General features: G+C 71.7%; 10 protein-coding genes. 5 read left to right on the top strand and 5 right to left on the bottom strand.

Features of this window, described 5'->3' with window-relative positions:
* Nucleotides 1–41 precede the first annotated feature (41 nt).
* From AQJ64_RS22280 to AQJ64_RS22265, 4 genes are all read right to left on the bottom strand, one after another.
* Nucleotides 42–1,385 carry a pectate lyase family protein gene (locus tag AQJ64_RS22280; protein WP_059202900.1) on the bottom strand — a complete coding sequence of 448 codons (1,344 nt, stop codon included), beginning with the start codon at nt 1,383–1,385 and terminating at the stop codon, nt 42–44.
* A gap of 108 nt (nt 1,386–1,493) precedes the next feature.
* Nucleotides 1,494–3,320 carry a carbohydrate-binding domain-containing protein gene (locus tag AQJ64_RS22275; protein WP_059202899.1) on the bottom strand — a complete coding sequence of 609 codons (1,827 nt, stop codon included), beginning with the start codon at nt 3,318–3,320 and terminating at the stop codon, nt 1,494–1,496.
* Nucleotides 3,317–4,117, bottom strand: a complete 801-nt coding sequence (locus AQJ64_RS22270; RefSeq protein WP_055637225.1) for a VTC domain-containing protein — start codon at nt 4,115–4,117, stop codon at nt 3,317–3,319. The genes AQJ64_RS22275 and AQJ64_RS22270 overlap by 4 nt, the downstream gene beginning before the upstream one ends.
* Nucleotides 4,114–4,710 (bottom strand): DUF4956 domain-containing protein, encoded by a 597-nt coding sequence (locus AQJ64_RS22265; protein ID WP_240512865.1) that lies wholly within the window; start codon nt 4,708–4,710, stop codon nt 4,114–4,116. Before AQJ64_RS22265 ends, AQJ64_RS22270 begins: the two co-directional genes overlap by 4 nt.
* A 198-nt stretch (nt 4,711–4,908) precedes the next feature.
* Between AQJ64_RS22265 and AQJ64_RS51770 the strand changes: the two genes are divergently transcribed.
* Both AQJ64_RS51770 and AQJ64_RS22255 read left to right on the top strand, forming a co-directional pair.
* Entirely contained in the window at nt 4,909–7,959 is a 3,051-nt protein-coding gene (locus tag AQJ64_RS51770; RefSeq protein WP_055637227.1) for an FG-GAP repeat domain-containing protein, read from the top strand.
* A 78-nt stretch (nt 7,960–8,037) separates the two neighbouring features.
* Complete coding sequence (locus tag AQJ64_RS22255; protein WP_055637228.1) at nt 8,038–9,099, top strand: AI-2E family transporter; 1,062 nt, start codon at nt 8,038–8,040, stop codon at nt 9,097–9,099.
* On the opposite strand, the gene AQJ64_RS22250 is transcribed toward AQJ64_RS22255, so the two are convergent.
* Nucleotides 9,054–11,195, bottom strand: coding sequence for a SpoIIE family protein phosphatase (locus AQJ64_RS22250; protein ID WP_055637229.1), 2,142 nt, complete (start codon nt 11,193–11,195; stop codon nt 9,054–9,056). The two genes, AQJ64_RS22255 and AQJ64_RS22250, sit on opposite strands and share 46 nt — an antisense overlap.
* Before the next feature lie 182 nt (nt 11,196–11,377).
* Here AQJ64_RS22250 and aspS point away from each other — a divergent pair, with 182 nt between their 5' ends.
* The 3 genes from aspS (at nt 11,378) to AQJ64_RS22235 (ending at nt 15,296) form a co-directional block, all read left to right on the top strand.
* Nucleotides 11,378–13,141 carry an aspartate--tRNA ligase gene (gene aspS / locus AQJ64_RS22245; RefSeq protein ID WP_055637230.1) on the top strand — a complete coding sequence of 588 codons (1,764 nt, stop codon included), beginning with the start codon at nt 11,378–11,380 and terminating at the stop codon, nt 13,139–13,141.
* 157 nt (nt 13,142–13,298) lie between these two features.
* Nucleotides 13,299–14,252 carry an intradiol ring-cleavage dioxygenase gene (locus AQJ64_RS22240; RefSeq protein ID WP_055637231.1) on the top strand — a complete coding sequence of 318 codons (954 nt, stop codon included), beginning with the start codon at nt 13,299–13,301 and terminating at the stop codon, nt 14,250–14,252.
* A gap of 105 nt (nt 14,253–14,357) precedes the next feature.
* Nucleotides 14,358–15,296 (top strand): intradiol ring-cleavage dioxygenase, encoded by a 939-nt coding sequence (locus AQJ64_RS22235; RefSeq protein WP_079061850.1) that lies wholly within the window; start codon nt 14,358–14,360, stop codon nt 15,294–15,296.
* Nucleotides 15,297–15,327 lie beyond the last annotated feature (31 nt).

Here is a 15,327-nt window from a genome sequence, read left to right as displayed (position 1 = left end):
CCGGGGGCTCGTGGTCTCCCGGCCCTCGCGCGTCTGGGGGGCTACTTGAGCACGCCCGCGCCCGTCGTCGTCGCCAGGGACGTCGGGAGGTTCTTCGCGGAGGACTCCAGGCCCGAGGTGAGGGCCGGGGTCCAGTTGACCGTCGTCTTCAGGTCCTTGGAGGACGCGGCGTTGTAGGCGGCGACGAGGTCGGTCGTCGTGCCGTTGACGAGGTTGCCGGAGCCCTTGATCGAGCCGGTGCCGTCGCCGCTGAGGAGCTTGGCGACCTTCACGGACGACGGGACCTTCCAGTAGTTGTTCTCGGCGACGACCTGGGCCTTGGCGCGGGAGTTGATGCTGTACTGCACCGCGTAGCCGTTGAGCGGCGTGACGTCGTAGAGGTTGTTGTAGATGTGCACCTGGCCGACACGGGCCAGCGGGGCGCGCTGGACGATGCCCTTCCAGACGTTGTGGTGGATGGAGACGCGCAGCTTGCCGCTCGGCTCGCTGTCGCTGCTGCCGATCAGCATGGTCTTGTCGTGGTTGGTGAACTGGTTGCGCGAGACGGTCACCAGGTCGGAGCTCTTGGTGATGTCGAGGGCGCCGTCGTGGATCTGGTACTCGCGGCCGTAGTACTTGGGGTTGGAGCTGTCCAGGTGGGGCGCGTCGGTGAAGCTGTTGTGGTCGGCCCAGACGTGGGTGGCGCCGCGCAGGGTCACCGAGTCGTAGTTGGAGTTCCAGTTGCCGTCGTCGCCGTCGGTCGGGTCCCACTGCGGGAAGCAGTCCTCGGTGGCGGAGAAGGCCAGGTTGCGGACGATGACGTTGTCGACCTTCTGGATCTGGAGCATGCCGCCGGTGAGGCCGGCGTTGGTGCCGGGCACGCCCACGATCGTGGTGTTGGCGGGCACCTTGAAGACGATGTTCTTCGCCTGCTTGGTCTGGGCGGCCGCGCGGGCCTTCTCCTGCGTGCCGGAGGGGAGCTTGGAGCGGCCGTAGGTGGCGGGGTCGTAGGCCTTCAGGTACGCGGAGAGCGAGTAGCCGGTGCCCGAGGCGTAGTCGGCGCAGGTCAGCTTCTTGCCCGAGTCGTTGGTGTTGGCGTCGATGGTGCCCTTGACCTTGACGATCCGGGGGGTGGTGTCGGTCGCGGAGCCCAGCGCCTTCACCAGCTCGGCGCGGGTGGAGACGGTGAAGGTGTGCGCGGCGTCGGCCTTGGATCCACCGGTGGTGCCCGTGCCGGAGGAGGCCCAGCCGTCCTTCGCGGCGAGCGTCTGGTGGTACAGGTCCACGGTCCCGGCGTTCGCGCTCATCACGATCGCGCCGGCACCGACGCCGGCCGCGACGAAGGCGGCGGAGACGACGAGGGTGCGGCGGGTGCGGAGGGACCGGCGGTGGGAAGCAGCTGCCACGGGGGATCCTTACGGGGAGGAGCGGGGTTACGCCCTGTCAGTGGTCGCCGGTTGGTGAAGAGTTGCCGCCGGTCGAAAAGATTTTTCTCCGCCCCTGTGGACTGCCGATCAGCGGCGGCCCCCGCCCGGCCCCCCGCCCCCGAACCCGCCACCGCCCTCCGGCGCGTCCCCGGCCGTGACCGAGGCGATCTCCTCGGCCGAGCCGAGCGTGCCCGCCCGTGTGTAGAGGCCGCCCGTGCCGTCCGTGGCGGAGGTGGAGCCGCCCGCGTAGATCCGGTACGTCCGACCGGACGTGATCGCCGACGACGAGTAGACGACGTTCTGGATCTGCTTGGCGGTGACGTACGTGGCGACGATCCGGCCGTCGGCGTCCACGACGTGCAGGGTCGTGCCCGCCGGGACGGAGGAGTCGAGGGTGGCGGACAGCCAGCCCTGGCCGGAGTCCTCGTCGGGGGCGACGGCCATGCCCGCGCTGCCCGCCGCGAGGAGCGTGCCGCCGCTGACGGTGAAGGTGCCGTTGACGTCGAGGGCGCCGTTGCCGCCCTGCTGGGGGCCGTTGACCACGATCGTGCCGCCGGTGATCTCGGCCGTGCCGTTGGAGTCGAGGCCGTCGCCCTCGGAGTCGACGACGAGGGTGCCGCCGGAGACGGTCACCCGGTAGTCGCCGACCGACTCCCCACCGCCGGGCCCGCCCGGACCACCTTCTTCGGAACTCCCTTCGCTGCCGCTGGCGTTGATGCCGTCGTCGCTCGCCACGATCGACACCGAGCCGCCGGCGACCACGATGTCCTTGCCCTCCAGGCCCTCCTGCGCCCTGGTGACCTTCACCGTGCCGTCGTCGACGACGAGGTCGCCCTCCGCGTGCACCCCGTCGTCCCCGCTCGCGGCGGTCACGGTGGCCCCGGCGAAGTGGACCGCGCCGTCGCTGTGCACCGCGTCGTCGGCGGAGTCGACGGCGAGCGTGCCGCCCTCCAGGACGCCGATGACCCCGGCCTTCAGTCCCTTCGCGGAGGTGTCGTCGGCGGCCCGCGCGCCGCTTCCGCCGCCGCTGCCCACGGTCAGCCGGCCGCCGGTGACGACGAGATCGGTGGCCGCGAAGACACCGTCGCCCTGCGCGGTGACGTCGATCGCGCCACCCGCCAGGGACACGTACCCGGAGTCCTCGTCGTCCGCGTTGTCCGAGGTCAGGCCGTCGCCGCCGGCCTCGACGGTGAGTTCGCCGTCCTCGACGACCAGGTAGTCCCTGCCCCGGACCCCGTCGTCGGCGGCGGTGACCCGGATCGTCCCGGAGGCGAGGACCAGGCCGTCCTTGCTCACGATGCCGTCGTTGCCGTTCCCCTTCACCGTGAGCGTGCCCCCGCCGCCGACGGTCAGGTCACCGGCGCTGAACAGGGCCGCGTCCGCCTCCGCGCCCTCGGCGTAGGACTTCGCGTCGGAGAGGGTGTTCGTGCTGCCGTCGGCGAGGACGACGACCAGGGCGTCCGCCTCGGTGGCCGCGAGGGCCGCCCCGGTGGAGCTGGAGATCCTCGCCCCGTCGAGCACGAGCCGTACGGTCGCGTCGGGCGCGTCCACGACGATCCGCCCGTCGGTGAGGGTGCCGGCGATCCGGTAGGTGCCGGCGGAGGTGATGGTCACGGTCGCCCCGCGCACCGTCGCCCCCTCGCCCGTCACGGTGGCGGAGTCCCCGGCGAGCGCGATGTCCACCGCGTCGGAGGTGTCCTCGCCGAGGTCGGCGTCATGGGCCTTCTTGTCGGCGGCGAGGACGGCGGCGGCGCTCTGGGCGCCCTCCACGGCGGCACCGGCGGAGGCCGACTCCGAGCCGCCGGCCGACTCCTCGGCGCTCTCCGAGGAGCAGCCGCTCAGGGCGGCCGCGGCCAGGGCGACGCAGGCGAGGGCGGCGGCCAGCCTGCGCCGTACCGTGGTGGCGATGCTCATGCGGGGCTCCCGTCGAGTGCGGTGGGGAAGTGCCGGCGCAGGACCGGCAGCCAGCGGTGGGCGGGGAGTTCGGGGCGCAGGGCGGCGAGGCCGGTGCCGTACTTGGAGACCGTGCAGGGCCGGTGGCCGAGCGACCACAGCAGCCGGTCGGCGCCGCAGCCGGCCCGTCCGGCCTTGGTCTCGACGACGGCCCGGTCCCCGGCGGCCAGCACCCGTGACCCGTCGGGCAGCGCCCAGACCAGCCCGGTGTCGACGGTCATCCGGCTTCCGTCGCCGGGCAGCAGCAGGGTCGTGCGGCGGTACGTCGTCGTCAGCGCGGGGCAAAAGCGCAGGGCGCGCGGGTCGATACGGGCGCCGGTGAGGACGGTGTCGACGAAGGCGCGGCCGGCCGGGTCGAGAACGCGGTCGTCACCGTCGTACGGGATCCGCTGTTTGACGGTGGTGCCGCGCGGGCCCCGCGTCTTGACCTCCAGGAAGTCGAGGTCCGAGTCGAGATAGCTGCGGACGCGGAGCTTGAAGCGGCGTCGGCGGGCCCGGGCGGCGCCCAGGTAGGCGTCCAGGCGCGGGGTGTCGTGGTAGAGCGAGCGGTAGCCGAAGTCCCGTCCGCCGTCGATCTCCAGGACCCGTACGTCCGTGCCGAGGCCGCCGAGCCCCGCGAGCAGGACGGGCAGATCGGCGGCCGGCAGCACATACTTGCGGTCCACCCTGGTCAACAGCTCGGCGCGGGCCACGAGTTCGTCGAGTCCCACCGGGCGCAGGGTGCCGACGGCCGCGCCGAGGGAGTCGAGGGCCCTCATGCGGGGACCCTGCCGCGCGGCGCCCGCACCTCGGCGTCGACGACGTACCGGACCTCGACCTGGGTGGTGTCGTTGACGAGGTCGACACCCTTGACCGACAGGTTCACCACCCGCCCGCCGAGCAGCACCTCCAGCTGGGCGCGCAGGGCGGCCTCGTCGGTGTACGCGGAGTCCAGCCGCAGGCTGCGGGCGCGGTGGCGGGCGAACAGGCGGGGGTGGTCGGCGACGTAGAGCGTGCCGACGAGCAGCGCCGTCAGCGCGACCGGCAGGCCGGACGTCTCCTCGGGGATGCCGTTGAGCAGACCGATCGCGAGGGCCGCGAAGTAGTAGGCGATCTCGTGCTGGGCGATCTCGTACGACCGCAGCCGGATGATCGACAGCACCCCGAACAGGCCCATGCCGAGGCCGATCCCGACGGCGGCCTGACTCAGCGTCATCGCGACGGCGAGCACCCCGACGTTGATCCCGAGGAACGCGGTGACCAGGTCCCGCCGGTGATGGCGCGGGAAGTACACGGCGAAGGCCAGAACGGCGATCGCGGCCAGGTCAGTGGCGACCAGGAGCGGTGGGGTGTTCATGAGTTGGGTGCTCATGCCCCGACGATCGGTCAGCCGGCTGTGAGCTCTCTTGGCGATTCCTTAAGGGACTTTGAGAAGTGCCGGGAAAGAACGGGGAACCTGCCAACAAAGTGCGGGAAAAGCCCTGCTAAAGTCCGCTCACTTGAGCGGGGGCAGGGGGCCCTCGTAGGGGAGGACCAGCACGTGGGCATACACGCCCGGAGAACGGGGCGCGTGACCGCCGCCGTCTCCGCACTCGCGGTCGCGGTCGCGGTCGCGACCGTCGTCACCGCCGTCAGCGGCGGCACCGCCGGAGCGACGGGATCCGGTGGCACCACCGGGATCACCCTCACCGACCCGGCATCCACCGAACCGCGCACCGACCGCCCGCTGGTCGTCGGGGAGACCGGCTATCTGCACCGGCAGAGCGGCGTCGACGGGCTGCTGTGGACCGAGTTCACCACCGGTGCCACGGTCACCGTGTCGACCGGGGACGGCGTGTACACACCCGCCTCGCCCTGCGCCACCGTCGCCGCCGTCTGCCGCACCGCCTGGTACGGCTCCGACAACGACCTGGTCGCCCTGCCGACGGCCCTGTCGTCGAAGTCGGTCACCCTGTGGGACCCGGCGACGCGCACGGCGTCCACCGTGACCTCGTCGTACTACTACCGGGCGCTGGCGGGCGGGACGGTCGTCACCGGCCACACGCTGATCGACTTCCCGGGAGGGGAGCGGCGGGAGCGGGCGCTCACCGGTGACGGCGCGACCACCATCGCCGACAACACGGTGACCGCCGCCGACTCCCAGGGCGTCCTGGTGAAGGGGAGCACCTCGCTCTCCTACGTCGACCTCGGCACGGCCGTCTCCGCACCGGCCTTCGACGAGGTCGACTACGACGGCGTCGCCGTCCTGAGCGACGACCGGTTCGGCTGGTACGACCCGAACACGGGCGACCTGCACCTGAAGGCCCGCACCGACCCGTCCGCCGACGAGCAGGTGTACGACCTGCCCTACTTCGGCGAGCTGGACGGCCCGCCCGTCCTCACCGGCGACCGTCTGCTGCTGCCCCTGGACACCGCCGACGGGGCGGGGCTGACGGCCGTGGCGCTCGCCGACGGCTCCTCGCAGGTGCTGCTGGCGTCCTCCGGCGCCTACGCGCTGCACGCCCCCGGCGACGAGGCGCTCGTCTCCGGCGGCACCGGCGCGGACGACTGGTGGCTCCAGCGCGTCGCGTCGGGCGAGGACGGCACGCCCGCGCTGACGAAGGTGGCGCGTGTCCCCGCCGTGGAGAACGTCAAGACGGGTCTCGCCCTCAGCCGGGGCAGCCTGCGCGTGGTGGAGACCGGCGGCACCAGTTCCGTGCGCACCCTCACCACCGACGCGGGCACCGCCCTGGAGTCCTCCGCCGCCACCGACAGCGCCAAGATCAGCGCCGCCTGCCCGTACACGGGCGTCACCTGTGCCCCGGTCTGGGGCAACACGGGCTACGAGCCGAACGACGTCTACCTCACCACGTACACCGGTGAGACCGACCAGAAGCTCGACCGGATCAAGGTCGTCGGCTACTCGAACCCGGTCGAGTTCGAGACCTCCGGCGGCACGCTCGTCGACGTCTCCGACGACTACGTGGTCTACCAGTCGGGGGGCACCTCGCCCACCCAGTACGTCTGGGAGATCGGCCAGGGCCAGCGGCTGAAGCGCACCGGCCGCGCCGCCGCCCTGAACGGCTCCACGCTGTGGAGCGCCGGCTCCACCGCCGGCCAGGTCACCTCCTACAGCCTCACCGAGTCCAAGACCCTCGCCACGGTCACCCTGCCCGGCGCCGGCTGTGTCCCGACCGAGCTCCAGGCGGCGGGCCGCTGGCTGTACTGGGCGTGCGGCACGGCTTCGGCCGGCGTGTACGACACCACGGCGGGCACGTCGGTCGCGGTCACCCCGGGCGATGTCCTGCTCGGTGACGGCTTCACCGTCCGTCACGACCACTCCGCCGACGAACTGGTCCTCACCGAGGCGGCCACCGGCACCAGCCGCACGCTGGCCTCCGGCATCCCGGACACCGGCCAGGACACCGACCGCCGCTGGCGCTGGACCGTGGACGAGTACACGGGCCTGGTGGCCTGGTTCGACGGCTACGAGCGCACACACGTGGCCACGACCGGCATCACGCCGTCCGCGCCGACCGTGTTCACGACGGCGATCGACGACTACACGGCGCCCCTGGGCTCCGCGAACTACTGGAGTGCCACCTGGCTGCTGTCCCGCCCGGTCACCTCCTGGTCGCTGACCTTCACCTCGGTGCAGAGCGGCCCCACCGGCAAGGCCACCCGCACGATCACCGGCGGCGCGGCCACCGCGTACCTCAGCGCCCAGTGGAACGGGCTGACCTCGGCCGGTGTCCGCTTCCCCAACGGCTTCTACAGGTGGACCCTGCGCACGACCGGCCTGGGCGACTCCACACCCGCGACGGCGGGCAGCGACACCCGCTTCGTCGACGGGGGCGCACCGGTGCGCCACGACTACGGCAGCGTCGACGGCCCGGACGGCATCGGCGACCTGCTCACCCTGAGCACCACCGGCACGCTCACCGTCCACCAGGGCACGGGCGGCGGGAAGTTCTCCGAGAAGGTCAGTGGCGGCGGCTGGCCCAGGACGATCACGGCCGTCCCCATCAGCGACCTCAGCGGAGACCGCTGCAACGACGTCCTGGTCCGGCTGAGCAGCGGCGCCCTGCGTCTGTACAAGCCGGGCTGCTACTCGGCCGTCAAGCCGTCCACGAAGTACACCACCCTCGCCACGAGCGGCTGGAACCAGTACGACGTCCTCACCTCCCCCGGTGACGTCACCGGCGACGGCCGCCCCGACCTGGTCGCCCGTGCCTCCTCCACCGGCACGGTGTACCTGTACAAGGGCACGAGCGCCGGCAAGCTGTCCTCGCGGGTGAAGCTGTACGACAACCTCAAGACGTACAAGCGGATCGCGGGCGCCGGAGACCTCGACGGCGACGGCATCGGGGACCTGATCGCCCAGGACAGGGCGAACACCCTCTACCGGTACTCCGGCACCGGCAAGGGCACCTTCGCCGCCCGGGTGAAGCTGTTCGCGAACTGGGGCGCCGCCTACGACGCCGTCGTCGGCGTCGGCGACCTCAACCGTGACGGCCGCCCCGACCTCGTCGCCCGCGACACCGCCGGGAAGCTGTACCGGCAGTACGGCGACGGCAAGGGCTCGTTCGGGGCGCGGGCGCTGATCGGCTCGGGCTGGGGCGGGTACAAGGCGCTCTCCTGACACCCCGAGATGACAGGGCGTCACCCGGCCGGGTAGTCCGCGCAGGACAACCCGGCCGGGCCGTGCTCCGCTGGACGTGTGCAGCTGCTCCCCGTGCCCGTCCGCCGGCTCGCCGCCTGGTGTGCGGTGATCCTGCTCGTCGCGGGCGTGGCGTACGTCGGGATCCGGCTGTGCGCGACGTTCCGTACGGCCGTCACACCGGTGCTGCTCGCCCTGCTCGGGACCGCGCTGCTGCGGCCCCTGTACAAGCGGCTGGTGAAGGCGCGGATGCCGCGGTCGATGGCGGCGGCGCTGACCTGTGTGGCCGTCGTCGCGGTCGTCGGCGGCGCGGTGTACGTGGTGGTCGCCGCGCTGATCGACACCGGGGACCAGATCGTCGCCTCCCTGAAGGACGCGGCACGGAGCCTCGCCGAGCACTTCGGGGCGGCCGGGACCTCGCTGGACGACCTCGCCTCCAACTCCGGGGACCTGCTGACGAAGTTCGGCGGAACGGCCGCCTCGAATGTGATCAGCGGGGTCAGTGTGGTCGGCGAGACCATCGCCATGGCCGTCCTCGCCCTGCTGCTGGTGTTCTTCTTCCTGCGGGACTCCGACCGCGCCGCCGGCGCCCTGCGCTCGGTGGCGCCGGGCGGCACGGGGGACACCCTGGAGGCGATGAGCCGACGGGCCTTCGCGGCCGTGGAGGGCTTCATGCGGGGAACCACGCTCATCGCCCTCATCGACGCCCTGTGCATCACCGTCGGTCTGCTCGTCCTCGACGTCCCGGGCGCCCCCGGCCTGGGCGCCCTCGTCTTCGTCGGCGCCTACATCCCCTACCTCGGCGCCTTCATCTCGGGGGCGGTCGCCGTCCTCGTCGCGCTCGCCGACCGGGGGCTCGTCATCGCGCTGTGGGCGCTGGGCGTCGTCCTCGCGGTACAGGTCCTGGAGGGTCATGTCCTCCAGCCCGCCATCCAGAGCCGCACCGTCCAGATGCACCCCGCCGCCGTCATGCTCGCCATCACCGCGGGCGCCTCCGTGGCCGGCGTCCTCGGCATGCTCCTGGCGGTGCCGCTGACGGCGGCCGGGTTCGGGGTGCTGAGCGAGATACGGACGCGTCAGGGCCTGGGGCCGTCGGAGCCGCCCGCGCCGTCGGCCTCGTAGAGCTCGAACCAGATCGTCTTGCCCTCGCCGCGCGGGGCCACCCCCCAGGTGTCCGCGAGGAGTTCGATGAGGACCAAGCCCCGGCCGGAGGAGGCGAGTTCGCCGGGGCGGCGCCGGTGCGGGAGGTCGTCGCTGGTGTCGGTGACCTCGATCCGGATCCGGCGCTCGCCGGGGGCGCCGGTGACCTCGGCGACCAGGAGCGCGTCGGCGTCCGTGTGGACGAGGACGTTGGTGAGGCTCTCCGACAGCAGGAGCACGGCGGAGTCGACCTGGTCGGTGCTCGGCCAGTCGTGGAGCAGCTCGCGGAGCTGCTGGCGGCCCACCGCGACGCGTTCGGGTTCGGCCTGGGCGACGGTCAGCATGGTGCGGCGGACCGGGGTGCGGACGGGAGCGGCGGCGGCCGGGCCGCAGCCGTCCCCGCCGTGGCGGCACAGGAGGAGGACGGCGATGTCGTCGCCGCGGCGGTCGGCCAGCGGGCCGGGCGTGTGGTGCGAGGACGGGCCGTGCACGGCCTGGACGAGGGCGTCGGCCAGCTCCTCCAGGTCGCCCTCGTGGCCCTCCAGGATCGCCCGGACGCGGCTCCAGCCGGTGTCGAGGTCGTGACCGCCCGTCTCCAGCAGGCCGTCGGTGCACAGCATCAGCGCCTCACCGGGCTCCAGGGCGAGCCGGGTGGTGGGGTAATCGGCGGCGGGGTCGATGCCGAGGGGGAGGCCGCCGGCGGTGGCGCGGAGCAGGACCGTGCCGTCGGCCATCCGCACGGCCGGGTCGAGATGCCCGGCCCGGGCCGTCTCCAGCACCCCGGTCACCGGGTCGACCTCGAGGTAGAGGCAGGTCGCGAACCGCAGGTCGATGTCGTCGCCGGCCTGGTTGATGCCGTGCAGGAAGCCGGAGGCCCGGGAGAGCACGGCGTCGGGGCGGTGGCCCTCGGCGGCATAGGCGCGCAGGGCGATGCGCAACTGGCCCATGAGTCCGGCGGCGCGGACGTCATGGCCCTGGACGTCCCCGATGACCAGCGCGAACCTCCCGCTGGGCAGGGGAATCATGTCGTACCAGTCGCCGCCGACCTGGAGGCCGCCGCCGGTCGGTATGTAGCGGGCGGCCAGGGTCATGCCGGGTATCTCGGGGCCGAGCGTGGGCAGCATCGAGCGCTGGAGGCCGTCGGTCAGCTCCCGCTGGGTCTCGGCGGCGCCCGCCCGGGTGAGGGCCTGGGCGAGCATCCGGGCGACGGTGGTGAGGACGGACCGCTCGTCCGGGGTGAAGGCCACCGGGTGGGTGAAGGCGGCCATCCAGGCGCCCATCGTCCGCCCGGCCACCGTCAGCGGCACGAACGCCCAGGACTCCCGGCCGAAGTGCGCGGCCATCGGCCAGGTGAGGGGGTAGCGCTCCTTGTACTGCCCGGGTGAGGAGAGGTACACGGCCCGGCCGGTGCGGACGACCTCGGCGGCCGGGTAGTCCGTCTCCACGGGCATATGGGTGAAGGGTTCCTCGTCGCCGGGCTGCTGGCCGTGGTGGCCGATGATCGTCAGCCGGTCCCCGTCGACCCCGAAGACGGCGAGCCCGTCCGGCGAGAACCCCGGCATCGCCAGGCCCGCCGCCACCCGCAGCACCTCCTCCGTGGACCGCGCCTCCGCCAGCGCCCGGCCCGCGTCCAGCAGGAACGCCTCCCGTGAGCGCCGCCAGTCACCGGTGACGGCGGTGCGCCCGGCGGGGGTGCCGGGGCGGGGCTCGGTGACCTCCTGGAGGGTGCCGATCAGCTCGTACGCCCGCTTCTCGGGGTCGTAGGAGGGTTTGGAACGGCTGCGGACCACCCGGATGATCCGTCCCTGCTCGTCCATGATCCGGATCCGCACCTCGGCGAGGGTGCCCTCGGCGACGGCGAGCTGGATCACCCCGGTGATCTCGTTCCAGTCGACGGGGTGCAGCCGGGCCCGGGTCTGGGCCTCGCTGAGGACCGTCCCCTCGGCGGGCAGGCCGAGCAGCCGGGCGGCCTCGGCGTCGACCGTGACCTGCCCGGTGGCCGTGCTCCAGTGCCACAGGCCGGTCGCGAGGGAGGCGAGGACCTCTCCCACGGCGGGCAGAGGTTCGCCAGCGCGCATTGCCCCACTCTAAGAAGACGGCGTCGAAAGGTGCCACTGATGAGTGCCATTGATGAGCGGATCGCACCCGGGGCTGATCATCACCGGCGCTATTGAGGGGAGGCGATCCTGGGCTGCCCGGTACCCTGGGGTTTGTTTCACGTGAAACGTGCCCCCTATCCACGAAGGCTGGATGAACGACGATGCATCGGTACAGGTCCCACACCTGCGGCGAGCTCCGCTCCTCTGACGTCGGCACCGACGTCCGGCTGAGTGGCTGGCTGCACAATCGGCGCGACCTGGGCGGCATCCTCTTCATCGATCTGCGCGACCACTACGGCATCACGCAGCTCGTGGCCCGGCCGGGCACGCCCGCGTACGAGGCCCTGGACAAGGTCAGCAAGGAGTCGACGGTCCGCGTCGACGGCAAGGTCGTCTCACGCGGCACCGAGAACGTGAACCCGGACCTGCCCACGGGTGAGATCGAGGTCGAGGTCGGCGAGGTCGAGCTGCTCGGCGCCGCCCAGCCGCTGCCCTTCACGATCAACACCGAGGACGGGGTCAACGAGGAGCGGCGTCTGGAGTACCGCTTCCTGGACCTGCGCCGCGAGCGCATGCACCGCAACATCATGCTGCGTACGGCGGTCATCTCGGCGATCCGGCACAAGATGACGGCGCTGGGCTTCAACGAGATGGCGACCCCGATCCTGTCGGCGACCTCCCCCGAGGGCGCCCGTGACTTCGTGGTCCCCTCCCGGCTGAACCCGGGCAAGTTCTACGCGCTCCCGCAGGCGCCGCAGCAGTTCAAGCAGCTGCTGATGATCTCCGGCTTCGACCGCTACTTCCAGATCGCGCCCTGCTTCCGTGACGAGGACGCGCGTGCGGACCGCTCGCCCGGCGAGTTCTACCAGCTCGACGTCGAGATGAGCTTCGTCGAGCAGGAGGACGTCTTCCAGCCGATCGAGCAGCTCATGACGGAGCTGTTCGAGGAGTTCGGCGGCGGCCGCCATGTCACCTCGCCCTTCCCGCGCATCCCGTTCCGCGAGGCGATGCTGAAGTACGGCTCCGACAAGCCGGACCTGCGGGCCCAGCTGGAGCTGGTGGACATCACCGACGTCTTCGAGGGCTCGGAGTTCAAGGCCTTCGCGGGCAAGCACGTGCGCGCCCTGCCCGTGCCGGACGTCTCCGCCCAGCCCCGGAAGTTCTTCGACCAGCTCGGCGACTTCGCCGTCACCCTGGGCGCGAAGGGCCTGGCGTGGGTGCGGGTGGCCGAGGACGGCACGCTGTCCGGCCCGATCGCCAAGTTCCTCACCGAGGAGAACGTGGCCGAGCTGACGAAGCGTCTCTCGCTGGCCCCCGGCCACGCGATCTTCTTCGGCGCGGGCGAGTTCGACGAGGTCTCGAAGATCATGGGCGCGGTGCGCGTCGAGGCCGCCAAGCGGGCCGGTCACTTCGAGGAGGGCGTCTTCCGTTTCTGCTGGATCGTCGACTTCCCGATGTACGAGAAGGACGAGGACACCGGCGCGATCGACTTCTCGCACAACCCGTTCTCCATGCCGCAGGGCGGCCTGGAGGCCCTGGAGACCCAGGACCCGCTGGACATCCTGGGCTGGCAGTACGACATCGTCTGCAACGGCGTCGAGCTGTCCTCCGGCGCGATCCGGAACCACGAGCCGGAGATCATGCTGAAGGCGTTCGAGATCGCCGGCTACGACCGGGAGACCGTGGAGGAGAAGTTCGCGGGCATGCTGCGCGCGTTCCGCTTCGGCGCCCCGCCGCACGGCGGCATCGCGCCCGGCGTGGACCGGATCGTCATGCTCCTCGCGGACGAGCCGAACATCCGCGAGACGATCGCGTTCCCGCTCAACGGCAACGCCCAGGACCTGATGATGGGCGCGCCGACGGAGCTGGAGGAGGCCCGGCTGAAGGAGCTGCACCTGACGGTGCGCAAGCCGCAGCCGAAGTAGCCTGGCTGGAACAGGGCGGGAACCGGGATCGGTTTCCCGCCCTTTTTCCGTTTCGGGGCCGGTCGGGGACCGGTCGGTGGCCGAAGACTTCAGGTTTCTCAGGAACCCACAGTCGCCACCGAGGGTAAGAACAGCCTTCTTACCTACCGTCCGGGGCATGACGGGAAACACCGAAGAGAACCTGCCCGAGAACGAGAACAAGCCCGAAGGTCCCGCGCACAAGCGGAACATGACGCGCCGTAAGGTCGTCGTCGCGGGCGGCGCGGCCGTGGTCGGCGTCGGCGCGGCCGGCGCGCTCGCCATGACCGCCTCCGCCGACGAGGCCTCGGACGCGACGGACACCGCCTCCGCGTCCGCGTCGAGCACGGCGGAGGTCTGTTACAAGCTCACCTCGGAGACCACCGAGGGGCCGTACTACATCGACGCGGACAAGCTCCGCCAGGACATCACCGAGGACAAGGAGGGCATCCCGCTGACCCTCAAGCTGAAGGTGATCGACTCCGAGACCTGCAAGCCGGTCGCCAACGCCGCCGTGGACGTCTGGCACTGCGACGCGCTCGGCCTCTACTCCGGCTACGAGTCCTTCTCCCAGGGCGGCGGCACGGCCCCCACGGACGCGCCCACCGGCGAGCCCCCGTCCGGTGAGCCCACCGGCGAGCCCCCGTCCGGCGGCACCGGCGGCGGTGGCGGCCACGAGGAGCCCACCAGCGACACCCGCTATCTGCGCGGCACCTGGAAGACCGACAAGAAGGGCTGTGTCACCTTCACGACGATCTTCCCCGGCTGGTACCAGGGCCGCTGCGTCCACATCCACACCAAGGTGCACGTGGACGGCGAGTGGACCGACGCCGGCTACGAGGGCGGGCACACCTGCCACACCGGCCAGTTCTTCTTCGAGGAGGAGGCCGTACTCCTCACGGAGGAGGTCGACCCGTACTCGACGAGCACCACCACCCGCACCCTGCTCACCGAGGACACCATCTACGACCAGAGCGGCACCACGGGCGGCCTGCTCAAGCTGAAGTACAACAAGAACAACATCGCCAAGGGCGTGACCGCGTCCATCACGATGGGCGTCGCTCCCGACGAGACCAACGACGGCACGAGCTGACCGCTGATCGTCCGTAGGTCGATTTCCGGCCCCCTTTCGCGCAGCATGCGAAAGGGGGCCGTTTTCTCAGCTCGTTGACAGGGTTCCTCCCTACTTTGCATGCCCATGACGGGATTCTCACAGGAACCCCAACTACCCGAAGCGACAACAGATCTGACGCGACGTCGGGTCGTCGCCGTGGGCGCCGGAGCGCTCGCCGTGGCGGGGCTCGGCGGCGGCGCCCTGGCGGTCGACGCGGCGGCCGGCGAGCGGACACCCGGCCCCCACGAGCGGCCCGAGGACTGCTACGTCCTCACCTCGGAGACGGTCGAGGGCCCCTACTACATCGACGCCGACAAGATCCGCCGGGACGTCACGGAGGACCGCGAGGGCATCCCCCTCCTCCTCAGCCTCAAGGTGATCGACTCCGACACCTGCCGCCCCATCCGCAACGCGGCCGTCGACATCTGGCACTGCGACGCGGCGGGCGTCTACTCGGGCTACGAGGACATGGGCAACGGCGGCGGAGGCGGCCCGGCCCCCACGGGCGAGCCCCCGACCGACGCGCCGACCGGCCCGCCTCCCGGTGGCGGAGGTGGCGGCCACCAGGAGCCGACCGACGACACCCGCTACCTCCGCGGCACCTGGCGCACGGACCGCCACGGCCAGGTCTCCTTCAAGACGGTCTTCCCGGGCTGGTACCGGGGCCGCTGCGTCCACATCCACACCAAGGTCCATGTGGACGGCGAGTGGACCGACACCGGCTACGAGGGCGGCCACACCTGCCACACCGGCCAGTTCTTCTTCGACGAGGAGTCGGTCGTGGCCACGGAGAGCGTGGAGCCGTACGCCTCGAACACAGCGGAGCGCACCCTGCTGACCGAGGACACGATCTACGACCAGAGCGGCGCGACGGGCGGCCTGCTCAAGCTCCGCTACGACAAGAGGGACATCTCCAGGGGCGTACGAGCGACGCTGACCGTGGGCATCGACCCCGCCACCACCAACGACGGCCAGGGCACCCCGCCCCAGCCGAGCACCTCGGCGTCCCCGTCGGCGACCTGACACCCCACCGGGCCTGCCCTTCCTCTCTGTC

The sequence above is a fragment of the Streptomyces griseoruber genome (assembly GCF_001514205.1).
GTDB lineage: Bacteria > Actinomycetota > Actinomycetes > Streptomycetales > Streptomycetaceae > Streptomyces > Streptomyces griseoruber.
The sequence above is the reverse complement of the archived record's forward strand: the minus strand, read 5'-3'. Positions and strand labels throughout refer to the sequence as shown.